24 protein-coding genes are annotated in these 25,245 nt (G+C 38.2%); 10 read left to right on the top strand and 14 right to left on the bottom strand.

Features of this window, described 5'->3' with window-relative positions; all coding sequences use genetic code 11:
- Positions 1-271 (bottom strand): AAA family ATPase (locus H7254_RS18865; RefSeq protein WP_301934451.1); only part of this gene is annotated, 271 nt, incomplete at its 3' end.
- Between the two features lie 280 nt (positions 272-551).
- On the opposite strand from H7254_RS18865, the gene pdhA reads away from it, so the two are divergent.
- From pdhA to H7254_RS18845, 4 genes are all read left to right on the top strand, one after another.
- The gene (gene pdhA, locus H7254_RS18860) at positions 552-1,544 is read left to right on the top strand and encodes a pyruvate dehydrogenase (acetyl-transferring) E1 component subunit alpha (protein ID WP_301922032.1); all 993 of its coding nucleotides are present in this window, start codon (positions 552-554) and stop codon (positions 1,542-1,544) included.
- An 84-nt stretch (positions 1,545-1,628) separates the two neighbouring features.
- Complete coding sequence (locus H7254_RS18855; protein WP_301934450.1) at positions 1,629-2,351, top strand: lipopolysaccharide assembly protein LapB; 723 nt, start codon at positions 1,629-1,631, stop codon at positions 2,349-2,351.
- Positions 2,352-2,356: 5 nt separating this feature from the next.
- Positions 2,357-2,848: a 6,7-dimethyl-8-ribityllumazine synthase gene (ribH, locus tag H7254_RS18850; protein ID WP_301934449.1), complete on the top strand. Its 492-nt coding sequence runs from the start codon at positions 2,357-2,359 to the stop codon at positions 2,846-2,848.
- Between the two features lie 88 nt (positions 2,849-2,936).
- Positions 2,937-3,659: a (Fe-S)-binding protein gene (locus tag H7254_RS18845; RefSeq protein WP_301934448.1), complete on the top strand. Its 723-nt coding sequence runs from the start codon at positions 2,937-2,939 to the stop codon at positions 3,657-3,659.
- Between the two features lie 80 nt (positions 3,660-3,739).
- On the opposite strand, the gene H7254_RS18840 is transcribed toward H7254_RS18845, so the two are convergent.
- The 3 genes from H7254_RS18840 to H7254_RS18830 form a co-directional block, all read right to left on the bottom strand.
- A complete protein-coding gene (locus tag H7254_RS18840; RefSeq protein ID WP_301922036.1) occupies positions 3,740-3,985 on the bottom strand; it encodes a twin-arginine translocase TatA/TatE family subunit in 246 nt (81 codons plus the stop codon).
- Positions 3,986-4,121: 136 nt separating this feature from the next.
- Positions 4,122-4,988: a ferritin-like domain-containing protein gene (locus tag H7254_RS18835; RefSeq protein ID WP_301934447.1), complete on the bottom strand. Its 867-nt coding sequence runs from the start codon at positions 4,986-4,988 to the stop codon at positions 4,122-4,124.
- A 9-nt stretch (positions 4,989-4,997) separates the two neighbouring features.
- Positions 4,998-5,696, bottom strand: a complete 699-nt coding sequence (locus H7254_RS18830) for a ferritin-like domain-containing protein (RefSeq protein ID WP_301934446.1) — start codon at positions 5,694-5,696, stop codon at positions 4,998-5,000.
- 187 nt (positions 5,697-5,883) lie between these two features.
- Here H7254_RS18830 and H7254_RS18825 point away from each other — a divergent pair, with 187 nt between their 5' ends.
- Both H7254_RS18825 and H7254_RS18820 read left to right on the top strand, forming a co-directional pair.
- A complete protein-coding gene (locus H7254_RS18825; protein WP_301934445.1) occupies positions 5,884-6,300 on the top strand; it encodes an EVE domain-containing protein in 417 nt (138 codons plus the stop codon).
- A gap of 265 nt (positions 6,301-6,565) precedes the next feature.
- Complete coding sequence (locus H7254_RS18820; protein ID WP_301934444.1) at positions 6,566-8,050, top strand: S41 family peptidase; 1,485 nt, start codon at positions 6,566-6,568, stop codon at positions 8,048-8,050.
- 31 nt (positions 8,051-8,081) lie between these two features.
- On the opposite strand, the gene H7254_RS18815 is transcribed toward H7254_RS18820, so the two are convergent.
- Complete coding sequence (locus H7254_RS18815; RefSeq protein WP_301934443.1) at positions 8,082-8,342, bottom strand: hypothetical protein; 261 nt, start codon at positions 8,340-8,342, stop codon at positions 8,082-8,084.
- A gap of 419 nt (positions 8,343-8,761) precedes the next feature.
- Here H7254_RS18815 and H7254_RS18810 point away from each other — a divergent pair, with 419 nt between their 5' ends.
- On the top strand, positions 8,762-9,448 hold the full coding sequence (locus H7254_RS18810) for a Sir2 family NAD-dependent protein deacetylase (protein WP_301934442.1): 687 nt from the start codon (positions 8,762-8,764) through the stop codon (positions 9,446-9,448).
- A gap of 190 nt (positions 9,449-9,638) precedes the next feature.
- Here H7254_RS18810 and H7254_RS18805 read toward each other — a convergent pair whose 3' ends face one another.
- The 3 genes from H7254_RS18805 to H7254_RS18800 form a co-directional block, all read right to left on the bottom strand.
- Positions 9,639-9,860, bottom strand: coding sequence for a hypothetical protein (locus H7254_RS18805; RefSeq protein ID WP_301934441.1), 222 nt, complete (start codon positions 9,858-9,860; stop codon positions 9,639-9,641).
- Complete coding sequence (locus tag H7254_RS21565; protein WP_367875458.1) at positions 9,857-10,075, bottom strand: DUF6364 family protein; 219 nt, start codon at positions 10,073-10,075, stop codon at positions 9,857-9,859. The genes H7254_RS18805 and H7254_RS21565 overlap by 4 nt, the downstream gene beginning before the upstream one ends.
- A gap of 94 nt (positions 10,076-10,169) precedes the next feature.
- The gene (locus tag H7254_RS18800) at positions 10,170-11,444 is read right to left on the bottom strand and encodes a saccharopine dehydrogenase C-terminal domain-containing protein (RefSeq protein ID WP_301934440.1); all 1,275 of its coding nucleotides are present in this window, start codon (positions 11,442-11,444) and stop codon (positions 10,170-10,172) included.
- Positions 11,445-11,694: 250 nt separating this feature from the next.
- Between H7254_RS18800 and gyrA the strand changes: the two genes are divergently transcribed.
- The gene (gyrA, locus tag H7254_RS18795; RefSeq protein ID WP_301934439.1) at positions 11,695-14,346 is read left to right on the top strand and encodes a DNA gyrase subunit A; all 2,652 of its coding nucleotides are present in this window, start codon (positions 11,695-11,697) and stop codon (positions 14,344-14,346) included.
- Positions 14,347-14,654: 308 nt separating this feature from the next.
- On the opposite strand, the gene nhaA is transcribed toward gyrA, so the two are convergent.
- Positions 14,655-15,800: a Na+/H+ antiporter NhaA gene (gene nhaA / locus H7254_RS18790; protein ID WP_301934438.1), complete on the bottom strand. Its 1,146-nt coding sequence runs from the start codon at positions 15,798-15,800 to the stop codon at positions 14,655-14,657.
- Positions 15,801-16,130: 330 nt separating this feature from the next.
- Entirely contained in the window at positions 16,131-17,459 is a 1,329-nt protein-coding gene (ahcY, locus tag H7254_RS18785; protein ID WP_301934437.1) for an adenosylhomocysteinase, read from the bottom strand.
- 118 nt (positions 17,460-17,577) lie between these two features.
- On the opposite strand from ahcY, the gene H7254_RS18780 reads away from it, so the two are divergent.
- Positions 17,578-18,075 (top strand): Lrp/AsnC family transcriptional regulator, encoded by a 498-nt coding sequence (locus tag H7254_RS18780; RefSeq protein ID WP_301934436.1) that lies wholly within the window; start codon positions 17,578-17,580, stop codon positions 18,073-18,075.
- 195 nt (positions 18,076-18,270) lie between these two features.
- Here H7254_RS18780 and H7254_RS18775 read toward each other — a convergent pair whose 3' ends face one another.
- The 4 genes from H7254_RS18775 to H7254_RS18760 form a co-directional block, all read right to left on the bottom strand.
- A complete protein-coding gene (locus H7254_RS18775) occupies positions 18,271-19,020 on the bottom strand; it encodes a LytTR family DNA-binding domain-containing protein (RefSeq protein WP_301934435.1) in 750 nt (249 codons plus the stop codon).
- Position 19,021: 1 nt separating this feature from the next.
- Positions 19,022-20,848 carry a histidine kinase gene (locus H7254_RS18770; RefSeq protein WP_301934434.1) on the bottom strand — a complete coding sequence of 609 codons (1,827 nt, stop codon included), beginning with the start codon at positions 20,846-20,848 and terminating at the stop codon, positions 19,022-19,024.
- A gap of 432 nt (positions 20,849-21,280) precedes the next feature.
- Positions 21,281-21,769, bottom strand: a complete 489-nt coding sequence (locus H7254_RS18765; RefSeq protein WP_301934433.1) for a hypothetical protein — start codon at positions 21,767-21,769, stop codon at positions 21,281-21,283.
- 47 nt (positions 21,770-21,816) lie between these two features.
- Entirely contained in the window at positions 21,817-24,543 is a 2,727-nt protein-coding gene (locus H7254_RS18760) for a valine--tRNA ligase (RefSeq protein ID WP_301934432.1), read from the bottom strand.
- 255 nt (positions 24,544-24,798) lie between these two features.
- On the opposite strand from H7254_RS18760, the gene H7254_RS18755 reads away from it, so the two are divergent.
- A partial coding sequence (locus tag H7254_RS18755) for a cation diffusion facilitator family transporter (protein ID WP_301934431.1) occupies positions 24,799-25,245 on the top strand: 447 nt, incomplete at its 3' end.

Raw genomic sequence — 25,245 nt, 5'->3', positions numbered from 1 at the left:
TTGTATTTTCGTCTTTGCCAGTTGGCGCAAGGACAGGTTGAGCCGGGGCTGTTCCTTCCAACCTGAACCCATCGGCATTAAAGCGAATATTAAAACCATCCGTTTTTGTAAAATAACTTTTTGTAAAACACAGATAATAAATTGCATCCAGTAGGTTGGTTTTTCCGCGGCCATTTAAACCGCAAATGCCAATGATTCTTTCAGTAAAACTGAAAGAATCAAAATCATAATTCTTAAACTGAGTGATTGTTATTTTTGAAAGCCTGAACATAAAGCTGCAAGATATATCAAAAGCGAAAGTTTTTCTCCCGATACTAATAACAAATAAATTTTAAAAATCAGCGTCAGCGGTATAATGTTGATTCAGTATTTTTATTCTATCTCTTTTTAAATACTGCTATCATATTTTAAATGTTAACCTGATTATATGTCAGCAAACCGATGACTTTAAAGCGCTTTTACGTGTTAAAGTCCCATCCGGCACAGCCTCTTTTTAGCTTGTTTAATTTATTAATTTCTCCCTTATCTTTGCAGCCTAAAATTAAAACCCATTGGCAACAAAGTTTTCTAAAGAAACCTACCTGTATTGGTACGAACTAATGCTTTTATTGCGCCGCTTTGAAGAAAAAGTAGGTCAATTGTATGGAATGCAAAAAATTCGCGGCTTCTGCCATCTGTATATCGGACAGGAAGCTATTGCAGCGGGATGTATGACTGCTACGAATGCTGATGATAAATTTATTACCGCCTACCGTTGTCATGCATTGGCAATTGCCAAGGGTGTAACCCCAAAATCTACCATGGCTGAATTGTATGGAAAAGCCACTGGTTGCAGCAAAGGAAAGGGAGGAAGTATGCATATTTTTGGTGTGGATGTTGGTTTTTTTGGTGGTCACGGTATTGTAGGTGCACAGATAGGAACGGGAGCCGGGTTGGCATTTGCAGAAAAATACCGGGGCACAGATAATGTAGCACTTTGTTTTTTTGGAGATGGTGCTGCCCGCCAGGGAATGTTGCATGAAACCTTTAACATAGCCATGCTTTGGAAATTACCGGTGGTATTTATTGTGGAAAATAATAACTATGCCATGGGTACTTCGGTGGCTCGTACCAGTAATGTACTGGATCTTTATAAATTAGCCGATGCGTATGATATGCCTGGAGATAGCGTTGATGGCATGAGCCCGGAAGATGTACACAATGCAGTGTTAAGAGCCGTAAACCGTGCAAGGGAAAAAGGTGGCCCCACTTTACTAGAAATTAAAACTTACCGTTATAAAGGGCATAGTATGAGTGATCCTCAGAAATACCGCACCAAAGATGAGGTAGAAGAATACAAAGAAAGAGATCCTGTTGAACATGTGTTAAAAGTGCTGAAAGAACAATATAAATTAAGCGAAGAAGAAATTGAAGTAATAACCAACAGAGTGAAAACTCAGGTGGAAGAGAGTGTACAATTTGCAGAGGAAAGTCCCTGGCCAAATGATGATGAGTTGTTGAAAGATGTTTACATTCAGGAGGATTATCCTTTTATAACCGATTAATAATTTAACCGCTGGAATTACTCGTAGCTGGTAGTTTTTTCCAATATCTTATAATACCTACCGGCCTTAAAACAAATACAAACAATGGCAGAGAATCAAGTTACAGTTACCGATGTGGAAACGAATGACATAGTTGAAAAAGCAAAGGGCTTTTGGGCAAAATTCAGTAAAATAATTATGTATGCTGGTACCGCAATCATTATAGTTGCAGGCGGATGGCTCGGATATAAAAATTTAGTGATGATTCCCAACGAAGAAAAATCTACAGAACAGATTTTTCCGGCAGAGCAGTTGTTTGATAAAATGACCCAACAGGGATTCAATAAAGATTCTATCGGCATTGTTTTAAACGGGGGTAATGGTATTACCGGAGTTTTAAAAGTAGCGGGTAATTATGGCAATACATTAGCTGGTAAAAGGGCGCATTTTATTGCCGGTGCCTGCTACCTGCACAACAAAGATTTTAATAATGCCATTAAACATTTAAAAGAATTCTCTACCAGCAGCAAGCAGCCGCAAAGTGCCTGTTACCGTATGTTAGGTGATGCTTACTCCGAATTAAAACAAAATGATGAAGCATTCAGTTATTATAAAAAGGCAGTAGATGTTGCAGATGTTAAAGATGAATCAACCCGTTTTTTATCATTATCAAGAGTAGCTTTATTTTGCGAAACTACCGGTAAAACCAAAGAAGCAATTGACTTTTACCAACAAATTAAAGATGAGATTACACCTTCTTTTTTAAGGGATAACCGGATAGATTTTCCGGTGGATAAATACCTGGCAAGATTGGGTGTTACTAAATAAATACCATGGCAATTTCAACAGAAAATTTATATTCCACAGCAGGCATCCAACTACCAAAGGGTGCCTGTGTAGTAATTGTTCGCACCGAATGGAACGCGGCTTCTATTGATAAATTAGAAGCTGGTTGCGTAAAAGTATTGCAGCACAATAAAGTACCCTTTAAAATTGTTACGGTACCGGGTGCGTTTGAAATTCCATTTTGTATAAAAAGTTATTGGGATGCGCATAAATATAAAGATGATAAACCATTTGCGTTTATTGCCCTGGGTTGTGTAATCCGTGGTGGAACTCCACATTTTGATTATGTTTGCAAAGGAATAACCGAAGGAATTTTGCAGGTAAATTTATGTTTACCTGTGCCTACTATCTTTGGTGTGCTAACTACCGATAATCAACAACAAGTAGACGACAGAACCGGCGGCATTCACGGCCATAAGGGTGAAGAGGCCGCAGTGACTGCATTAAAAATGATTGCGTTGAAACATAGTTTTTTCTAAGTAAAAATTTCCAGCTTCTTTTAATTTAAAACTCCTGTATACTTTTTTATCCGGGATAAAATTCATTTTCCCATCCTGGGATAACAGCATGAAAGTTCAGCTATTTATACCTTGTTTTGTTGACCAGCTTTATCCGCAAACAGCTTTTAACATGATAAAGGTTTTGCGGAAGGCAGGTTGCGAAGTAACTTATAATACCAATCAAACCTGCTGTGGCCAACCTGCTTTTAATGCCGGCTTTTGGGACGAAGCCAAATCTGTTTGTTATAAATTTTTAAAAGACTTTGATACGGCTGATTATATTGTTGCACCTAGTGCAAGCTGTGTTGGATTTGTAAAAAACTATTTCTCAAAACTATTTGATGATCCCGCCATACTAAGCCAGGTTGAAAATACCGGTAAACGAATTTTTGAATTTTCAGAATTTTTAATCGATGTATTACGGATGGATAATATAGGAGCTTCGCTGAACGCTAAAGCCACGTATCACGATAGTTGTGCAGCATTGAGAGAATGTAAAATAAAAGAAAGTCCCCGTAAATTATTAAGCAATGTAAAAGGCTTAGAACTCATAGAAATGAATGATATTGAAACCTGTTGTGGCTTTGGAGGAACTTTCGCTGTAAAATTTGAAGGAATTTCTATTGGTATGGCCGATCAAAAAGTGACGAATGCGCTGTCTACAGGCGCAAGTCTTATTATCTCGACCGACCTTAGTTGCCTTATGCATATGGATGGTTACATTAAAGGAAAGAACCTGCCCCTTAAAACAATGCATATTGCAGATGTACTGGCTTGTGGTTGGAATTAGCCACGACCTTGTAATTAGGTTACTGCACTAAATTTTAACTGCAATCAGTCTCCACAATTTAAAATTGGTCCCTCAACCAGCTATTTTGAAATATTTTCTGAATTAATCTTTTCTGTTGCTGGTGTTGATTTCATACCTCCCTCCATTTCATTTTTTACTGTCTCCTTTGCATCATTAAAATCACGTACACCCTTGCCGATACCTTTCATTAATTCAGGTATTTTCTTTCCCCCAAATAAGAGCACTACGGCCAATAAAATAAAAATCCATTCTGTGCCACCTGGCATTGCTAAAAAAATAGCTAAAAGTGAGTTTGTTACTAACATAATAATAATTTTGTGAGTGTAAAATAGTTAATTGACACCGAAAGTCAATGCGCTAATTTTTAAGCGGAAAAATTTAAAAAATTTGCAATTATTTAAAAAGAACAGCTGTACTGCTACAGCCATTCTTTTATTATATTTATGCAAAGAATGGGGTAACAATTGCTACCACCTGGTCTTTGGTTAACGGTTCATCAAAAGCTTCCGAAGCAGCATTGGCGGATATCATAAAGCCACCAATATTTACAATATTTACACCTGCCTGGGCAATGGCTTCTTCTCCATTATAACTTGCTTGTACAGCACTGCTGCCAATACCACTTTGGTTTAATGTAATCCACGGTTTAACAGTTACTCCGGCGGGTATAAGTCCACCATTTGCGCTACGCATCTGGCGTATGTGGGCGGCATGTCTTGCTTCAACAGAATGAATGTTTAAAGCAGCAGTAAGTACATCATGGTTACCAATTAAATTACCTGCCTGTCCTTTGTATGCTCTTACACCAGTATCTTCAAAAGTTTGTGCAACTGCTAAAAACAAAGCATAGTCAGTAAATACACTTGTAAAGTTTCCTTTAGCGGTAAAATCAAAAGATGCTGCAGTAAAAGCAACTGGTGTTCCACCCAGCGAGGTGATAGCCGTTTTTAAAAAGTTAACGTGTGCTATTTCATGATCGCGAATTTTTTGAATTGCCATCAACGGCGCACCTGCTGGTATAGCTAAAGTACCACCCATTGCAGCAGCGTACCCTGCTTTATAAAATTCTGACTCAAGGTATTCCAGCGTTAAAGCAAAATTGAGCACGTCAGTAATAGCATCTTTCGGGCTGGAAGGACTGCCGTAAGCTTTATTCAACATGCTTCCAAAGGCGATTGGTAATGCAGCAATTGCTACCTTGCCTGAAAATTTTGCAAAACTTTTCATTGCGCTTCTTCTTCCATCAAGTCTTTGATATATTTCCGGATCAACGCTTTCAATTTCGTTAATTATATTTTCTATTTTCATACAATAAATTTAAGAGGTTGGTAAATTGCTGTAGTTTAATTTTGTTTTTACATAAGTGCCTGCGATCGCAAAAACCTGGCTGGGCGAACGACTCATGTCAAGTGCGTTGGCGTCCAGTCCATCTGCAAAAGATCCTGGCATAATAAGATCTCTGATGTAGGCGGCATGTCTTCCTTCTACCGAAACAATTTTTCCTGCCAATAACAAATAGTCAGCGCTTTTTAATAGTTTACCTGCACCATTATACGCAGAGATACCAAGGTCTTCAAATGCTTTGGCAGTGCCTAAAACACTATCCCTGCTGCTAAAATTAATAGAAGAAAAATCTAAGTCCAAAGAAATGATAGCACCGGCAGCCAATGCAGCTTTAAAGAACTCTCTGTGTGCAACTTCATGATCCCGGATATCACCTAATAACGCACTTTCTGAAGCAGTAATACCTGCATAAGGAGATTCAAAAACCTTCGTGTAGAAAGCAGCTTCAATCTGTTCCAGCGTATAAGCATAGTTTAAAATACCTACATCTCCTGAACCCAGATTAACTCCGGTGTTGTTGGAAGGGGTATCAGTTTTTTTACAGGCAGCGGCTGTCATAAGCAACGCAGAAGCACCTCCAATATATCCTAAAAATTTTCTTCTGGATAAATTTTTAATGTCACCTTCTGCCACTTCCATAAGGTCTCTTTCGGATGAATTTTTTGTTGGCATAACGAATTTAATTTTGTTGTGAAAAAAGAATTGAATTTTATATTCAATCTGTTACAGGTACGACAGAAGATAGTGCGTGGATTTAAATTAGACTGGTTTGTAAATATTTTTTATTTCTTAAATTAATAAATGAGGATGATTATGTTTGCAAACGGGGAGTTTATTTCACAATTTTTAAAATAGTATCATGCCATATTGGTTAGTAAAGTCAGAACCTTTTAAATATAGCTGGGAGCAGTTTGTAAAAGACAAAAAAACTTTTTGGGATGGAGTTCGCAATTATGCAGCCCGTAATAATTTGAAGGCGATGAAAAAAGGCGACGAGGTTTTATTTTACCACAGTAATGAAGGAGTGGAAATTGTGGGCATAGCAAAAGTTGCCAAAGAATATTATCAGGACCCCACGACAGTTGAAGAAGCCTGGGTAGTGGTGGATTTAAAACCAGTTAGAAAACTAAATAAAACAGTAACGCTGGTGAAGGTAAAGGCTGATAAACGATTGGAAAATATGGCCTTGGTAAGGCTTGGCAGGTTATCTGTACAACCTGTTACTGCTGATGAGTGGAAGGTAGTAATGGAACTGGCAGGAGAAAAACATTCATAGTCAGCAGGTTAAAAAAATCACCCATATATTTTGAATATTAATTCTCTCAAACAATCTTTTTAAATTAATAACAATAGAATAACATTATTAATTGTCTGTTAACTTAGTTTCCACTAAATACATGGAACTGATGTATACGCCTAAAATCCTTCATTTATGTTTGAAAGAAGTATTCTTAAACACGATTCTGGTTAGCACTGGAACAATGGTCAGGATCTTTTTTTTGAAATTACCCGTATCTTTATATTGATTAAAATTAATAATTATGAAAAGTTATCAGTACCTGCTTGTTTTCTCAATAGCCTTAATAGTGGGGTTATCATGTAAAAAAAATAACCCGGCGGAACCTGCTGGTCCTCCTGCCGGAAACGACACATTAGTTGTTGCTTCCATGAAAGATTTATTATTGGATTCGCTGTATTTGTATACCAAAGAGGAATATCTCTGGCATGAAGTAATACCATCTTATACCGCCTTTAATCCAAGGCAATTTACGGGCAGTACCGATCTTATTGCTGCCCAGAATGAAATGGCTGCAATCAGGGCTTTACAGCCACAGGATAAAAAACACCATTACAGTTTTGTAACTACCCAGGCTGGTTCGGACGCCATACAAACAGGTAACGATCAAGACTATGGTTTTTTTATAAAGGCAGCTGCCCTGCACAAATCATCCCCGGTAGATTCTGTTCATTGGTATGTTCAGTATGTTTACAAAAATGCTCCATCAGGTATTGCGGGCGTTCAAAGGGGATGGTATATCAGCAAGATAAATAATTCACACATCGGTTACGATAACGCCAGCGTAACAGTTTTAAATGACGTCTTTTTTGGTGCCGGCACTTCCGCTAGTTTCACTTTTACAAAATCTGACGGCAGCACGGTTGACATTAATCTTGCAAAGGGAAACTTTACAGCCAATTCTGTTTTATATACAGATGTCATTACAAATGGTGCTAAAAAAATCGGTTACATTGTATTTAATCAGTTTTTTGGTGCCGGTTCTGTCACTGAATTAACAACTGCTTTTAACGATTTTGCTGCTAAAGGTATTAATGAACTTGTAGTTGACCTTCGGTACAATCATGGAGGATCCGTATCTACTCAAAATGCTTTTGCAAATTTGGTGGCGCCTGCATCAGCAGATGGCAAAACCATGTACACTTATAATTTTAATGATTCATTAACTGCTGGTAAATTTCCATTATTAAAGACAAAACCGGGCTTTAGCAATGTTTCATTTTTACCCTCCGATAACACAGTAAGTTATCAAAAAGCCGGAGGTGTTAACGCTTTAAGCAGGGTCTTTTTTATTGTTACCGGAGAGACCGCCTCCGCCAGTGAACTATTGATTAATAATCTCCGGCCATATATGGACGTTAAACTGATAGGTGATACAACTTATGGTAAACCGGTTGGTTTTTTTCCTATTTCTATCTTTAATTATGCTATTTATCCCATTTCGTTCAAAACTGTTAACAGTGCAGGTAGTGCTGAATATTATAACGGATTTGCACCGGATAAACTAACACCTGATGGTGTAAACCGAAATTGGGGAGATGTAAACGAACCGTCGTTTGCGGCGGCGTTAAATTATATAAATACAGGGTCATTCCGGTCGCAATCTGCAGCCTATGATGAAAATTACAAGCTTGCTTTATCTGCGCAGAAGCTGTACCAGCCATTGAATAGCAAATTGTATGAAAATAAGTTTACGGGAATGTTTGTACTTAAACACGGTAGAAACTGATTATAAAAAAAGAGGCTTCTGGCCTCTTTTTTTATTCCGGTGCATAATGCTTTTTCTTTTTATGCAGGGCCTTTTTTTGCGCTTTGCAATTTACGGAACTGATAGTATCCAGTTTTTCGTAGCGACCGTCAGAAAGCGTCTTTTGCTGTATCTTTTTGCCCAGCAACTTATCAGTTTGCCCGCTTTGAGCATCCAATTCTTTTTTTACACCTGTTTGTTTATTTTGTGCAAATACAGTGGTTCCCGATAAAAGTAAAAAAACAAAAACCAGTACAATTGAATATTTTTTCATAACAGTAAGATAAGATTTTGTTGCGCTGGTTTATTATAAAATGTTAAAGAAAATGGTAAAATTACTCAAGCCCCTAAATAATTAACTTTATAGTTGTTTACATGTTTTATGTAATTTGAATCAATGGACATCTAATAAAACTACACTCATTGATATGGAAACAAGTTTGTTTAATTCTTCCATTTTTTTCTATAGCTGCTTTCTTTAACAGAAATTTTAAATAAAATTGGGAGGTTTTAGGCAGGCCGTTGCCGGAATTAAAAAAGACGAATCCTCCGCAAAACTCAAATAAAAAAGAAAAGAAAAACGAACAAGAAAAAATTCCTGTGGATAATCTACAACTGTTAGTTGCTGATTAAGTTTTCTGGAGAAAATTAAAACCTTCCAAAATCATTGCCTGAAATCCGTAAATTTATTGTATGAAAAAAAAGCATATTGTTGTTTTATCAGGAGCCGGCGTTAGCGCTGAAAGCGGGCTAAAAACTTTCAGGGATAGTGATGGTTTATGGAATGGTTATGATGTGCATGAAGTAGCAACACCTGGTGGCTGGCAAAAAAATCCGCAACTGGTACTGGATTTTTATAACGAAAGAAGGATGGAAGTGGCAGCAGCAAAACCCAATGCAGCACATACCGGACTTGCGTCGCTGGAAAAGGATTTTGATGTAACCATCATTACCCAAAACATTGACGATTTGCATGAAAGAGGCGGTTCATCCAAAGTGGTGCATTTACACGGTGAAATATTTAAGATGAGAAGTGTAGCGGATGTGCAAACTATGTACGAAATAATGGGCGATATAAAAATAGGCGATAAAGCTGTTGACGGAACACAGTTGCGGCCCTACATTGTATGGTTTGAAGAAGAAGTACCGATGATGGAAAAGGCCGTAAAAATAGTGCAGGATGCAGACTATTTCGTGGTGGTGGGAACTTCGCTGCAGGTATACCCGGCAGCTTCTTTATTACAATATGCAGCACCGTTTTTACCAAAATTTATTATTGATAAAAAAAATCCTGCAGTAAATAATTATAGTAATCTTACATTATTGAAAATGCCTGCAACTGAAGGAGTAAAAGCGTTGAGCAAATATTTAATTCCTTAAATCAAGTGCTTTTCTAAAAAGGATATAGAATTAAAAACAGGTATTGAGGAAAAATAAAAATCATTGATGTCTTCAGTAATGATCACATTGCAGTTACTACTTTCCGCCGCATAATATTCAAGGCCGTCTTCAAAATCATTTACTTTTTTATTTTGTAATGAATGCAGCACTTCTTTTTTACCAATATCTGTTATGGATAATTTACTAACAAGTATTTCAATCTTTTTTTTGCCAGTTGCGTACCAGATTTTTTTTCTGTAAAATAAAAAGCAATGACCAAACAAATGGGAGAGGTGTAAACCGTAAATTTTTTATTGTCAGCTAAACTTATAATCCGGGGAGAGTAAGAAAAAAGCGGATATTCTTTATTAAGTACAGATACTAAAATATTGGCATATAAAGATATCCTCATTTTTTAGATTTAACGTACTCTTTTTTGATATCTTTATTTTTACGGGCTTTCGTTTGATATTCGGCCTGCCCTTCACCAACCATGCTTACCCAATCAGAAATAGGAAAATCTTCCAAGGACTGGTAATTTTTACTGGGAACTTTATTTAGTAAAAATTCGGTAAGGCGGGAAAGACTAATATTGTTTTCATCAGCATACCGCTTGGCTTTGTTGATACTGATTCATCAAAACTTAAAGTGATTTTTACATCGATAACAAAGTTTTATACGATAAATTTAAAAAAGTGGTACGGCAAAGAGCAATATTTTTTTAAATCTCCTTTTCGGTAAATTTGATGCCATTTATTTCCAGCTCCTTTAATATAGGATCGTATATTTCTTTTATGATTGGAATATGTAAACCGGTAAGTTTAAGCTGCCCGTTTAAAATTAATTTAGCCGCAATACCCAGCGGGAGGCCAACCGTTTTCGCCATTGCTGTTTGCAGACTGTCTTCTCCTTTTACAATTAAACTGCTTTCAATTTTTGTTGTTTTACCTGCAAGTGTATAGTCAATTTCATGCAACATCACAATCATATCTTTATCTGTTGGTTGCATGGCCAATTTTGTTTCCAGCAAAAATTGAAAAATATCTGCAGAAGTTTTTGCTGCAACCGGTACCATTGTTTCTTCAAACAACCCCAGCCATTGTAACATAGTCTGGTTGTCATCATTTATAAATGGGATAATTGCTGCCGACCATTTTACAAAACTTAATTTATCTGTATTTATTTCAATTGTTGCATTGCCAAGATCAGCCTTTACAATGGCGCTCCAACCTTCGCAAAAAGAAGGATACCGGATGGTAGTCCGGATAAATGTTTCCACGTTATTCAATTTGTACAACGGTATATAGCTTAAAGAATCCCTATTTGGATAAACAGCTAATTTACCAATGCCATCAATATGTACACACGAACAATTTTTAAACAGTTCCTCATAACTTTTATGCTGTATTGTATTGTTTAGTTTGTATTTAGCTCCGGCATTACCTGCCAATACTACATTTCGTGGGTTCCAGCTAATTTTATAGTGCCAGGGATTGTTATCGCTTTCCGGCGCAACCAGACCACCACAATGGCTTTTAAAAGAGGTTACTGTACCTCCCTTTGTTTTTATCGCATCAATAATCTTCATGGCGCTCATGTGGTCAATGCCGGGGTCCAGTCCAGCTTCGCATAAAAATAATAATTTCCTTTGCGCTATTTCATCCCTCAGGCTTTTTATATTGGTATCCAGATAAGATGCGGTAAGCAGGTGTTTTCTGTATTCAACACAATCTTTGGCAACTAAAAAATGAAGGGCAGGGGGCATCATGGAAATAACCACGTGTGCCCTTTGAATTATTTTTTCCCTTTTACGGTCGTTGGTAATATCCAATTGCACCGCTTCAGCAAAACGTGAATTATTTGTTTTTAAAAGAATCTGTTCTTTATTGGCATCGGCAATAATAAATTTCCATTTATTTTCGGCAGTTTCTTTCAGTAAATAATTGATTAAAACGGTGGCAGATTTTCCGGCACCCAGTAGCAGGATTGTTTTCAAAACAAAGTTTTTTTTGCAAGGTAAACGATTTGAAACAGGAGAAATAATTAAAGGCAAAAGAGTAATTAATAAAGTCACCTGCTTTTTCTTCTTTTTTGAAAAGAATAACAGCCATATTTAAACTGACAAAACTTATAGAAGATGATTGTCCACACAGCAATAAAAAATGTTGAAAAGTATGTGACAACAGGGCTGCCTGTACCATGGTAAAACGGCCTAAAATCAGTACATTCGCAGCCTATAAAAATATATGGAAAATAACGACAATTCAGGCAAAAACGACCTGCCAATAAACGATGGAGGTGCCTCCAGCAACAGGGGAAGAATTATTCCTGTAAATATTGAGGAGCAAATGAAAACCAACTACATTGATTACTCTATGAGTGTAATTGTAGGACGTGCATTGCCGGATGTACGGGATGGTTTGAAACCAGTTCATCGCCGCGTTTTATTTGGCATGAGCGAGCTGGGAAATACCAGTAACAAAGCTTATAAAAAAAGTGCCCGTATTGTGGGTGAAGTGATGGGTAAGTTTCATCCCCATGGAGATGCCTCTATTTACGATACCATGGTGCGTATGGCGCAGGACTGGAGTTTACGGTATACGTTGATTGACGGACAGGGAAATTTTGGCAGCCAGGATGGCGATCCTCCGGCGGCCATGCGTTATACAGAGGTTAGGTTTGAAAAGTTTGCCGAAGCAATGCTGGAAGATATTGAAAAGGACACGGTAGATTATCAACCAAACTTTGATGATAGTTTAAAAGAGCCAACAGTATTGCCTACCCGCATTCCGCATTTACTGGTGAATGGTGCCAGTGGTATTGCTGTTGGTATGGCCACCAACATGATGCCCCATAATTTAAGCGAGGTAGTGGATGGTTGTATTGCTTATATCAACAACCGGGAAATAACCATTGACGAACTGATTCATTTTGTAAAGGGGCCCGATTTTCCAACCGGCGGTATTATTTATGGTTTTGAAGGTGTAAAGCAGGCGCTGCATACAGGCCGCGGCAGGGTAGTGTTGCGTGGTAAAACAACCATTGAAGTTGACAATAGAGGCAGGGAAAAAATCATCATCACCCAGGTGCCTTACCAGGTTAACAGGGATATGCTTACCCAAAAAATTGGTGACCTTATCAACGACAAGGCAATAGAAGGCATATCTGATGTAAACAACGAAAGTAACAACAAGGAGGGAACCCGTATTGTGGTAGAACTTAAAAAAGATGTTGTTGCGCAGGTAATTATTAACCAGTTATTTAAGTTAACCGAACTACAGACTTCTTATGGAATTAATAATGTAGCGCTTGTAAAAGGTCGCCCCAGAATTTTAAATTTAAAAGACCTTATTGCTGAGTTTATTGAGTTTCGCCATGAGGTGGTGGTTCGCAGAACGCAATACGAACTGCGCAAGGCAAGGGAACGAGCGCACATTTTAGAAGGCTATATTATTGCGCTGGATAACCTGGATGCTGTAATAAAACTCATCCGGGAATCGTCTACACCCAACTTAGCCCAGACAGGCCTGGTTAGTAATTTTGGCATGAGTGAAATACAGGCCAAAGCCGTACTGGAATTGCGTTTGCAGCGCTTAACCGGTATGGAGATAGACAAAATTAGAGAAGAGCATGCGGAGATTATGACATTAATTGGACGACTGGAAGAAATTCTTGGTAATGAAGGTTTACGCTACCAGATAATTATAGATGAACTTACAGAAGTTAAAACAAAATTTGGAGATGCCCGTAAATCTGAAATCACGTATGCAGATGACGAAATTGGCATGCTTGATTTAATTGAGGATGAAGATGTGGTAGTTACTATTTCTCATTTGGGGTATATAAAAAGAACTTCTTCAGATGAATACCGTTCTCAACGCAGGGGTGGCCGTGGCGCAAAAGGTAGCAGCACCAGGCAGGAAGATTATATTGTACACCTGTTTGTAGCTTCTACCCATCATACCCTGTTATTTTTTACAGAAAAAGGAAGATGTTTCTGGCTGCCGGTTTATAAAATACCCGAGGGGGATAAAACAAGTAAAGGCAGGGCTTTGCAAAACATGATACAGATACCTCCGGATGATACTGTTCGGGCAATTATTGATGTAAAGAATTTTGATGACAAAGATTATGTGGATAGTCACTACATTGTTTTGTGTACAAAAAAAGGCATTATCAAAAAAACAGATCTGGAAGATTTTAGCCGTCCACGTCAGAATGGTATTAATGCCATTAATATTTTAGAAGGTGACCAATTGCTGGAAGCAAAACTAACGGATGGTAACTGTGAAATTATGATGGCTGTAAAAAGTGGCCGGGCCATTCGTTTTCCGGAAGAGAAAGTTCGTTCTACAGGCAGGGGTGGAATTGGTGTTTACGGAATAGAAGTAGCCGATGAAAAAGATGCCGTAGTAGGAATGGTTTGTGTAAACCGGGACGATAAAAGCAGAACAATATTGGTAGTGAGTGAAAAAGGATATGGTAAACGTACTTATCTAAACGATCCCGAAACTGGTGAAGCCAACTACCGGGTTACCAACCGAGGTGGCAAAGGCGTTAAGACAATTAGTGTAACAGAAAAAACCGGCTCATTGGTTGGCTTATTGGATGTTTCTGAAAAAGAAGATTTGATGATTACCTGTGTAAGCGGTGTAACGATCCGTATGAGTGTAGCTAGTGTAAGTGAGCAGGGAAGAGCAACACAAGGGGTAAAGCTGATACGGGTAGATGAAGGAGACGAAATAGCTGCTATAACAAAACTGGATGAAAAAGAAGAAGAAACTGAAGTCGTTGATAGCGGTTTAAATGAAGCTGTTAATACGGGAGATGAAATTAAAAATTCAACTATTGAAGAAAAATTGGATAATACTGATTCAGTTGAACCAATTGAAGAATAGTAAGTTATAGAGTTTATTGAGATTAAAAAAAAAGGATGTAGTTAAAAATTGCATCCTTTTATTTTTTATTTACTTTACAGCGTTAATTAACTAGTTATTACATTTATAATATTTTAATAAGAATTAATAATGAATTAATTAGAACTTTTATTGATTATTAAATTGTAGTTTAATAAATCTTGATTTGAACAGCGGTTGGTCAAGACATTTTTAATATCGATATGAATTGAGTTGTTCCGGTACGGTTCTGTGAAGCGTTTGGCGTAAAATTTCCTTACTTACGCTACCTGGGGCTGCTTACATTTCTTTCAATCATTGTCAACCGCTGCATGCTTTAGTGTTAGTTTCAAACTTAAAAATCCAATTAGCCCTGCAATCAATGACGAAATTAAAATTACAAATTTTGCATTATTGATGATAGTTTCATTGTCAAAAGCAAGAAGAGTAATAAAAATCGACATTGTAAATCCTATTCCGCCCAAAAATCCTACGCCCAAAATAGATTTCCAGTTCAGGTCGCCTGGCAGTTTGCAAAATCCAAATGTTACGCCCAGGAAAGTTAACAAAAATATGCCCAACGGTTTGCCTACAATAAGGCCAAGTGCAATTCCTATGCTGTAATTCTGTGTTAGTGTTTGTCCGATGTCGCCACTTAAAATGATAGCTGTATTTGCTAATGCAAATACTGGCAGAATAAAAAAGGCAACTGGTTTATGTAAAAAGTGTTGCAAAATATAAGAGCTCGATTTTTCGCCTCCATCGCTAAACGGAATGGTAAAAGCCAATAGCACACCTGTAATTGTGGCGTGCACTCCGGAGTTAAGCATAAAATACCACATGGCCACGCCACCAATTAAATAGGGTATTAAGTTTCTAATTTTTAGCCGGTTCAAAATTAGAAGGAATGCAAAAATTCCCAACGCAATAAAAAGGTTTATCCAAAGAATTGTTTTAGTATAAAATATTGCAATTATCAAAATTGCTCCTAAGTCGTCAATTACGGCCAATGCTGTTAAAAAAACTTTCAAAGAAGTTGGTACCCGGTTTCCTAATAAAGATAAAATTCCTAATGCAAAAGCTATGTCTGTCGCCATTGGAATTCCTGCACCCGATTGTGTTTGAGTACCAAAATTAAATAACATAAAAAGTCCTGCCGGAACGATGATGCCACCCAGTGCCCCAAAAATTGGTAATAAGGCGTCTTTAAAATTTGAAAGTTCTCCTTGATAGATTTCTCTTTCTAATTCTAAACCAATTAACAAAAAGAAAATCGTCATTAGTCCATCATTAACCCAATGTACAAGACTGTGTCCTGCAAATTGGGTTTGCCAAAAAAGATGATATCCTTCACCAAAAGCAGAGTTGGCAATTACTAATGAAACAACTGTGCAGGCAATTAAAGTTAGTCCACCTGCTTTTTCACTTTCAAAAAAATCTTTAAATAATTTAGTCATTGTGATTTTGATTTGTCTGTCTGCCTGCGTTTGCAGGTTGTTCGACAGGATTACAGGCAACACGTAAATTTATATTATCAGACGCAAGTAAGTTAAAATTTTTGGTATTGAAAATCAATTCACTGATGTTATACATTTTCAATTGTTGTTAGTACAATGCACTAGTAAGTGAACAACTTATTTTTATACGCATCAATAAAAGCTCAACGCAGGTATGTCGTAAAAGAGTGCGACGCCCATAAAGCTGCATATGGCTTTCCAGCCCGGACAATAATAAAAAACCCACTTCCTTAAAAGAAGTGGGTTCTGTTTTAATCTTAAAAAGATATATTAATACCGGTAATGATCTACCTTAAATGGTCCTTCTTTGGCGATGCCCAAATAAGCACTTTGGTCTGGTGATAAAACATCCAGCACCACACCGATTTTTGCAAGGTGTAAACGGGCAACTTTTTCATCTAATACTTTAGGTAATACATATACCTTGTTTTCGTATTTACCTGGATTGCAATACAATTCAATCTGGGCAAGGGTTTGATTAGTGAAAGAAGCACTCATTACAAAAGAAGGATGACCTGTTGCACAACCGAGGTTTACCAAACGGCCTTCTGCCAGAACGATGATGTCTTTACCTTCAATGGTATACATATCTACCTGTGGTTTGATGGTATTTTTGGTGTTGCCGTAGTGGGTGTTTAACCATGCCATATCAATTTCAATATCAAAGTGGCCAATGTTACAAACGATGGCTTTGTCTTTCATCACACGGAAATGTTTTTCAGTAATCAGATCGCGGCAACCCGAAGCCGTTACAATGATATCAGCTTCTTTTACCGCATCAATCATTGGCTTTACTTCAAAGCCATCCATCGCAGCCTGCAGCGCACAGATAGGATCAATTTCGGTAACAATAACGCGGCAACCTGCGCCTTTTAATGAAGCGGCTGAACCTTTACCAACATCTCCATAACTTCCTACAACAGCTACTTTTCCAGCCATCATAACATCCGTAGCTCGGCGGATAGCATCTACTAAACTTTCCTTACAACCATACTTATTATCAAATTTAGATTTGGTTACAGAGTCGTTTACATTGATGGCAGGCATTGGCAATGTGCCTTTCTCCATTCTTTCGTACAGGCGGTGAACACCAGTGGTGGTTTCTTCTGATAAACCTTTAATACCGGCAACCAGTTCAGGATAGGTATCCAGCACCATATTGGTTAAATCGCCTCCATCATCTAAGATCATGTTCAGCGGACGGTCTGCACCACCAAAGAAAAGGGTTTGTTCAATACACCAGTCACTCTCTTCCTGTGTTTGTCCCTTCCAGGCAAATACACCAATTCCCTCAGCTGCAATGGCAGCAGCAGCCTGGTCTTGCGTAGAGAATATATTGCAACTGCTCCATTTTACTTCGGCACCAAGGGCAATCAATGTTTCAATTAAAACAGCGGTCTGGATGGTCATGTGCAAACAGCCGGCAATGCGGGCATCTTTTAGCGGCTGGCTTGGTCCGTATTCGGCTCTTAATGCCATCAGGCCGGGCATTTCTGCTTCGGCTAAGCGAATTTCTTTACGACCCCATTCTGCGAGGCTGATATCGGCAACCTTATTTTTAAGGCTGAAGTTGAGTGAATTGTTTGTGAGGGTTGACATAATTATTTTTATTTAGATTACAAATGTACTAATACAGAAGAATATTCTATGTGTTTGCATAACTTTAGGATAAATGCTGCTAAAAATTAATATTTACAGAATAAAACCATTATAAGCCATGAGGAAAGCAATCGTAAAAGAAGATTCAACTATTGAGGAACAGACGCTGGATGGCAAGGACCTGGCGATACTGCACCTGCTGCAAAAAAATGCCCGCATTACGGTGAAGGAAATTAGCGAACAGGTGCACCTGAGTACCACGCCGGTGCACGAACGTATTAAGCGCATGGAAGCCAGCGGTGTAATAAAACAATACGCCACATTGCTGGATCATAACAAGGTAAAAAAAGGGCTGATGGTGATTTGTTATGTGTCGTTAAAAGAGCACAGTAAAAAGGCTGGCGTAAAATTTATTGATACCATGCAGGTGTTGAATGAAGTAATTGAATGCTACAGCATTTCCGGCGAGTTTGATTTTATGCTGAAAGTGGTTTGCGAGGATATGAATGCCTACTACAACTTTCATGTAAACAAGCTAAGCCAAATAGAAAATATGGGCAAAGTGCAAAGCGTGTTTGTGATGGGAATTATTAAGCAGACGCACGAACTTGTTTAGTTGGGCGTTTTTTCGGATCGAAGGGTTATTGGGAATTAATTAATAATTAATAATTGATCTGTCCGGTATAGTACTCTCTGTTTATTGGCTCTATATTATTCATAACTCATATTTCATAGCTCATATTTTATAACTCATATTTTATAAATGATATTTCATAACTCATATTTCATAACTAATATTTCATAACTGGCTTCAGCCTGCTATCATCTTTAAAAACTCTTCTTTCTTTCTTCTGGCTACTTCTATTTCGGTGCCGTCCTGCATTATAACACGACCGCCGTTGCTGCGCAGGTATTTTTGAATATAATTTAAATTGATGAGGTGCGAATTGTGTACCCGGTAAAAATGGTACGGCACAAGCATATCTTCAAAATCCTTTAATAATTTGGTTACGGTTAAGGTGCGGTTATCCCTGAAATATATTTTACTATAATTGCTGTTGGATTCAATGTGAAGGATGCTTTTTATAGGGATGAATTCAAGTCCTTCGGTTGTGGAGATGGCTATTTTATCTTCCTGCGATTTTTTATCCCCGATGGAAGATTTCAGGACATCCATTCTTTCCCGCGTTTGCGGGTTGAGTACTTTATTAAGGCGTTGTACTGCCTGCTGCAGGTCTTTGATGGCAATCGGTTTTAATAAATAATCAAACGCTGCAACCCGGATGGCTTCCACCGCATAATGATTATATGCAGTGGTAAAAATAATTTCAAAATCCAGCTCCTTTAATTCTTCCAGCATTCTAAAACCATTCATTTTTGGCATTTCGATGTCTAAAAAAATTACGTCTGGTTTGTGATGGTTTATCAGCAAAATAGCATCTTCGGGTTTTTGTGCATTGGCAACCACGAGAATGTTGGGGCAAAATTCCGCCAGCTTTTGTTGCAGATTCTGCAGGCTGTTTAATTCATCATCAATTAGAATGGCTTTAATTTTTTCCATTTTACAATAGTTTAATTTTTACACGAATGCTTGTTCCTGCTGGTTCATTATCAGGGCCATATAAGTCGGTAATAACAATATCTGCCGCATTTTTTTCTGGTCCGTTAAAAATATGCACTCTTTCCTGCGTAATGGTAAGACCAACACTTTTGTGGTTACCTTTATTTTGGTTATTGTAAACAGCAGCCTGCTTTCTTCCAATACCATTGTCTTCAATAACATACACCAGGCAGCCATCCTGTAGTGTTGCCGAAACCGATATCCTGCATGCTGTTTTTTCGCTGTGTGCAATACCATGTTCAATGGCATTTTCTACAAATGGCTGTATAATCAGCGAGGGTACTTTATAATCGCCGCTTAATATTTGCGGATCAATAAATGTATGATAAGAAAATTTATTATTAAAACGCAACTGCTGCAGATCAATATACAATTGCAAGGCTTCCATATCTTTTTTTACCGGTATAAGTTCATTAAAACTGCTGTGTAATATGGTGCGTATTAACCGGGTAAATTTATTTAAATAGTCACTTGCCAGCCATTTTTCATTCTGCATCATAAAATTTTCGATGCTGGTAAGACTGTTGAAAATAAAATGCGGATTCATCTGCGCCCGCAATACCTGCATTTGAACTTCGGCAATTTTTTGTTTTAAAGATGTTTCACTTCTTTTCTTTTTTGCATCGCTGGTTTTATAAATAAAAACGGCGATAATTATTGCGAATATCAAAGAAATAAATACGGCCACTAATAAAATATTTTTCAACGTAAGCTCTTTATACTGTAACTGGGTGGAGGCTATTAAATGGCTGTTCTCAATTTCTTTTCTTTTTATCATCCATTCGGACTCTTTGATGATAACATTGCGTTTATTGTTTTCAGAAAATAATGAATCGGAAGCTCTGCGGTAAATACCATAAAAAAATCTGGATGATCCATTGTCTCTTTTTTGTTCGTAAACGCTGGCTAACTGCTCTGCTACTTCCGCAATGCCATGCAGGTAACCTGTTTGCTTAGCAAGGTTTAATGCAGAATCCAGCAGGATAATTTTTTTTGCAGCCGGAATATTTTTTAAATATTGGGCCCTTGCCAAAAAAACCTGTTGAATATTTCTTAAATCGTTTTGTACCCTTGCCTCGTCCATCGCTTTGTTGAAATAAAATATGGCAGTATCATTGTTACCATTGATGGCCTGTAATTTACCAAAGCCCAGGTGAAATTGAGAAAGTACATAGTTGTCATTGAATAACAGCGCAAATGGCATTCCTTTTATCAAATCTTCTTTGGCAGCCGGATATAATTTTTCTTCCAGGTCGCATTCCTCCAGCAGTTCGTAATTGATGGCAACACCCTGCCAGGCTTTTAGCTGGCAATTTATTTTTATAGCTTCCAGTGTATATTTTCTGCTCTTGTCATAATCATGCAGCACTTTTAAATTGTCGCCAATATTATTTAAGGCCACGGCCTTTAAACGCAGTGCAATGCAGGATTCTGCATAATCTATCGCTTTAAAATAGGCACTGTTGCTGGCATCATAATTTGCTGAGCCACTCAGTAAAATACCCAGGTTAATTTGTGCAAGCGATTTGCCATAAGTAAAATTGAGGCTATCGCTGAGCGCCGATACTTTTTCATAATAAGCAAATGATTTTTTTGTATCTGTTTCTGAAAGCCGGTAACTGATGCGGTGCAGCGTAAGGATGTGTTGCGAATCAATGGCAGGGTGAGTAACCGTCCAGTTAACAAGGCTGTCGATCAGCTTATTTTGCGCATAAACTGTAAAACTAAAAAGGCAGATACTGAATAATAGAATAATTTTTTTTTGCATAATCTTTGGATAATATATTTATTTGCCAAACCAATTATTCTATGCAATTCTGTAATCTTAACCCAATATAAATTTTAAGGAATACTAGCTGTAAAGAAATTAAAAATACAGTAAACCGTAATTGCAGTACCCCGTACAAGATACTTTTTTTTTAACAGCCTGTTCAAATATATTTAAAAAGGAATAACGGATAATTGGAGAAAAATATTTGTAGTTTTTTATTAATGAGTGTTCAACCGGTTTATTGATGCACACAAACGAAAATTAGCAAAGGTGTTTTATTACTTAGTAATAAAATAGAAAGGGGAGAAAAAGTTATTGCGGTAATGAATTTTTTACTGGTGCAGACACCGGCCAGATTGCATTAGCCAGTGAACGGTTAAAGGAATAGAGCCTATTTCTGCTTAACTATTTGCTTCATTTTCTGAAAAATTATTGAATACTAATTTTTAGCTCGGGTGCAAAAAAACGCCGTCCCTGTTTATCCAAAACGATGATGTCGAAAAAATGAAGGGTTTCTCCTTTGTGTAAAGACTCTGAAATATTTGTTTGCCATAGAGCAGGCAATGGCGTAACGTTGAATTGGCGGGATACCATATCGGTTTCGGCAGATGTTTTACCAGTAGCTTCATCTTCTGTAATGCCCGTTCTTTTATAGGCAAAATGATAAGACGATAGGGTGTAGTTTACATTCTTACTATCTGCAATTTTTAGTGGCAATGAAATTAAATTTTTTGCTTCTTCAACACCGGCTGCCGCTTCACTGCCGAAAGCATTGCCCAGCATGCACTGCACCACCGGCGGTTTATATTTTACTATCGGCTGTGCCGCAGGTTTTGCAGAAGACTGGGCAATAACCATATTGCTTAACAGCAGTACAATGCTAAACAGAACCAAATAACTGCGGCAATTTTTTATCATAACTTTAAAGATAAAACGAAATTGTGGAAACAATAGTGTGGCAATTGTTAATTTAAACCGGCAATGCTTTCTTCAATTGTTTTGATCCTGGCATTGGCGTCTGCTGCCTTTTTTTGTTCCATTGCCAATACTTCCGGCCTTGCATTTTGCACAAACTTTTCGTTGCTTAGTTTTTTTTGAACGCCAAGCAGAAATTGCTGCTGGTGTTCCAGGTCTTTTAACAGGTCAGTTTTTAAAGTAACATTGTCTAATTTTTGGTTACTCTCTAAATAAAATTTATTTTTTTCAACCGCCACCACGATACAGTTTGCAACAGTGTCACTGGTATAAAAAACAGCAGCAGCATTTACCTGCTTGCTTATAATATTTTCAATGGCTTTAAATGCAACGGTATCTGCCGTTTGAATATGCAGTTGGATGGTTTCTTTTGGCTTTACCTGATTTTTGTTTCGGGCATCCCTCAATGCGGAAATAACCTGTTTTAATAATTCCCCCTGTTGCAAAATGATGGCGTCGGGTGATAGTGTTTTTTCATATTGTGTAATGCAGAGATCAGTTTGCTGCTGCTGTAACAGATGATGAATCTCTTCCGACACAAAGGGCATAAACGGATGAATCAGCTGCATCAACTCTTCAAAAAAAGCTACTGTTTTACGGTACACTGCTACTTCAATGGGTTGTTCAAAACCTGGCTTCACCCATTCCAGGTACCAGCTGCAAAAGTCATCCCATATCAAGGAGTAAATTGCTTTTAATGCTTCACTTAAACGGAACTGCTGCATTAATATTTCTACTTCTCCTTTTACCTGGTTCAACCTGTTTGTAAACCATTCTGTAGCAAAATTGCTAGTTGTTAGTTGATTGTTGACAGTTGGGTCCTCCTCCAAACCTTTCATCTCGATACTAACCTCTAACATCTCAATACTGTCATCTGCTACTTTGCTTCTTCCTTCCCACATCTTCACCAGCTTCAATGCATTCCACAATTTATTATTAAAGTTGCGGCCCTGTTCAATTGTGCTTTCATCAAACATTAAATCGTTGCCGGCAGGGGAGGATACCATAATACCAAACCGCACTGCATCTGCACCGTATTGCTCAATCAACCCCAGCAGGTCGGGCGAATTGCCCAGGCTCTTACTCATTTTTCTGCCGAGCTTATCTCTTACAATTCCGGTAAAATATACATCCTTAAATGGCTGATCGCCCATGTATTCAAAACCCGCCATGATCATTCTTGCCACCCAGAAAAAAATAATTTCCGGGGCTGTTACCAGCGTGTTGGTAGGATAATAATATTTAATATCGGTATTGCCGGGATCACTGTATCCCTTAAAAACTTCAAAGGGCCATAGCCAGCTGCTGAACCAGGTATCCAGGCAATCCTCATCCTGAAAAAGTTGTACGTTGTCAGCTGGCAGCTGGCCGTATTTTTGTTTAAATAAAATATCAGCTTCTTCTTTATTAACTGCTACCACATAATTGCCATCCGTATCATACCAGGCAGGTATGCGGTGGCCCCACCAAAGCTGCCGGCTAATGCACCAGTCTTTAATATTTTCCATCCAGTGGCGATAGGTATTTTTAAACTTCGGCGGATAAAATTTTATTTCTTCTTCCATCACAGCCCTTAATGCAGGCGTGCTGATGTCTTGCATACTAACCCACCATTGCAGGCTCAGCCTTGGTTCCACCACTGTGTCTGTTCTTTCGCTGTAGCCAACTTCACTGGTATAATTTTCAGTTTTTACCAGGTAACCTTTTACTTCCAGTTCGGCCACTATTTTTTTACGGGCAGCAAATCTTTCTTCGCCTACATAAATTTGTGCGGCTTCATTCAGGGTTCCATCTTCATTTAAAATATCAATTATTTCCAGTTGGTGTTTTTGTCCCAGCAGGTTATCATTCAAGTCGTGTGCAGGTGTAACCTTTAATGCGCCGGTACCAAAGTCCATGGTAACATATTCATCGGTAATAATGGGGATGCGGCGGTTAATCAATGGCACCAGTGCAAATTTCCCATGCAGGTATTTGTAGCGTTCATCATCAGGATGTACACAAATGGCGCTATCGCCCATGATGGTTTCGGGGCGTACGGTAGCTACAATAATACCACTACCTTCCACAACGTCTGGGCTTAGCGGCGAACCATTTTCGTTTACCAGCTGGTAGCGCAGGTAATACAATTGCTGATGTGTTTCTTTCCTTATCACTTCTTCATCACTCAGGGCTGTCTTGGCTTTTACATCCCAGTTAATCATTCTTTTGCCGCGGTAAATACTGCCCTTGTTGTGCAGCGCTACAAATATTTTTATTACCGAATTATAATAATCTTCATCCATGGTAAAGCTGGTCCGGTTCCAGTCTAAACTACACCCCAGCTTTTTTAACTGCTGCAAAATAATACCGCCATATTTTTCTTTCCATTCCCAGGCATAGGCTAAAAATTCGTCCCTGCTTAAAGAAGATTTCGCAATGCCTCTTTCTCTTAACATGCCTACCACTTTTGCTTCAGTCGCAATGGATGCATGATCGGTTCCCGGCACCCAGCAGGCATTCTTCCCCTGCATCCTTGCACGGCGGATTAAAATATCCTGTATTGTATTGTTAAGGCAATGCCCCATGTGCAACACGCCCGTAACATTCGGGGGGGGCATTACAATGGTGTAAGGTTCCCGTTCATCCGGTGTGCTGTTAAAATATCCTTTCTCCATCCAGTGGGCATACCATTTTGCATCTGCTTCTCCCGGTATAAAGTTCTTACTCAGTTCCATATTAAAAAAAGTTTTGTCCGGGCTGCAAGGCAATAAGGATCACCGTTGCATCGCCCTCTTGTGCTGTATACCTTTGAGGTACTTTTATTATGTTACAGGTTGCAACCTGCTATTTTGTTAATGCTGGCAAAGGTAAGGATTGCACAAACATTTTATGCAGTTAACCCCCTTATCACCTGATGCCGGAAAGGATTTTTTTTAAAAGATAGCTGTACAAAGCGGATAGGATTATCTTTACGGCCTAAAAAAATTTTCTTGCAAACAGCACAGCAAAACCTGCGGCTTCAAAAAATAATAACGTTTATTGGTGCTGTTCTTTTCATCATGAAAATAGTTGCCTGGTATCTTACTGGCTCGGTGGCTATTTTAACGGATGCTTTGGAAAGCACTGTGAATGTGGTTGCAGGGCTTATCGGTATTTATAGTTTGTATGTAAGTGCCAAGCCAAAAGATACCGATCCCCCGTACGGTCATGGTAAAGCAGAATTCCTTTCCGCTGCCATTGAAGGTACACTGATATCTGTGGCAGGCCTCATCATTGTGTATGAAGCCATCAATAACCTGGTTCATCCTCATCCCATACAAAAACTAGACTATGGTATTTTGATTGTTGCCGCAACTGCTGTAATCAATTATATTACGGGCAGCATTTGTAACAATACGGGTAAAAAAAACAATTCACTTGTATTGATAGCAAGTGGT

Origin of the sequence: Ferruginibacter sp. (assembly GCF_014377975.1) — a bacterium.
Taxonomy (GTDB): Bacteria; Bacteroidota; Bacteroidia; order Chitinophagales; family Chitinophagaceae; genus Ferruginibacter.
The sequence above is the reverse complement of the archived record's forward strand: the minus strand, read 5'-3'. Positions and strand labels throughout refer to the sequence as shown.

Bases quoted from the DNA above. Each gene is read 5' to 3' on its own strand.
- H7254_RS18840 (WP_301922036.1), bottom strand. From the start codon at position 3,985: ATGTTAGTAACAAACTCACTTTTAGCTATTTTTTTAGCAATGCCAGGT.
- H7254_RS18855 (WP_301934450.1), top strand. From the start codon at position 1,629: ATGGCAGAGAATCAAGTTACAGTTACCGATGTGGAAACGAATGACATA.
- H7254_RS18845 (WP_301934448.1), top strand. From the start codon at position 2,937: ATGAAAGTTCAGCTATTTATACCTTGTTTTGTTGACCAGCTTTATCCG.
- H7254_RS18760 (WP_301934432.1), bottom strand. From the start codon at position 24,543: ATGGAACTGAGTAAGAACTTTATACCGGGAGAAGCAGATGCAAAATGG.
- H7254_RS18770 (WP_301934434.1), bottom strand. From the start codon at position 20,848: ATGCAAAAAAAAATTATTCTATTATTCAGTATCTGCCTTTTTAGTTTT.
- H7254_RS18835 (WP_301934447.1), bottom strand. From the start codon at position 4,988: ATGAAAATAGAAAATATAATTAACGAAATTGAAAGCGTTGATCCGGAA.
- gyrA (WP_301934439.1), top strand. From the start codon at position 11,695: ATGGAAAATAACGACAATTCAGGCAAAAACGACCTGCCAATAAACGAT.
- H7254_RS18820 (WP_301934444.1), top strand. From the start codon at position 6,566: ATGAAAAGTTATCAGTACCTGCTTGTTTTCTCAATAGCCTTAATAGTG.
- H7254_RS18775 (WP_301934435.1), bottom strand. From the start codon at position 19,020: ATGGAAAAAATTAAAGCCATTCTAATTGATGATGAATTAAACAGCCTG.
- H7254_RS18830 (WP_301934446.1), bottom strand. From the start codon at position 5,696: ATGCCAACAAAAAATTCATCCGAAAGAGACCTTATGGAAGTGGCAGAA.
- ahcY (WP_301934437.1), bottom strand. From the start codon at position 17,459: ATGTCAACCCTCACAAACAATTCACTCAACTTCAGCCTTAAAAATAAG.
- H7254_RS18780 (WP_301934436.1), top strand. From the start codon at position 17,578: ATGAGGAAAGCAATCGTAAAAGAAGATTCAACTATTGAGGAACAGACG.
- H7254_RS18810 (WP_301934442.1), top strand. From the start codon at position 8,762: ATGAAAAAAAAGCATATTGTTGTTTTATCAGGAGCCGGCGTTAGCGCT.
- ribH (WP_301934449.1), top strand. From the start codon at position 2,357: ATGGCAATTTCAACAGAAAATTTATATTCCACAGCAGGCATCCAACTA.
- nhaA (WP_301934438.1), bottom strand. From the start codon at position 15,800: ATGACTAAATTATTTAAAGATTTTTTTGAAAGTGAAAAAGCAGGTGGA.
- H7254_RS18825 (WP_301934445.1), top strand. From the start codon at position 5,884: ATGCCATATTGGTTAGTAAAGTCAGAACCTTTTAAATATAGCTGGGAG.
- H7254_RS18765 (WP_301934433.1), bottom strand. From the start codon at position 21,769: ATGATAAAAAATTGCCGCAGTTATTTGGTTCTGTTTAGCATTGTACTG.
- H7254_RS18805 (WP_301934441.1), bottom strand. From the start codon at position 9,860: ATGAGGATATCTTTATATGCCAATATTTTAGTATCTGTACTTAATAAA.
- H7254_RS18815 (WP_301934443.1), bottom strand. From the start codon at position 8,342: ATGAAAAAATATTCAATTGTACTGGTTTTTGTTTTTTTACTTTTATCG.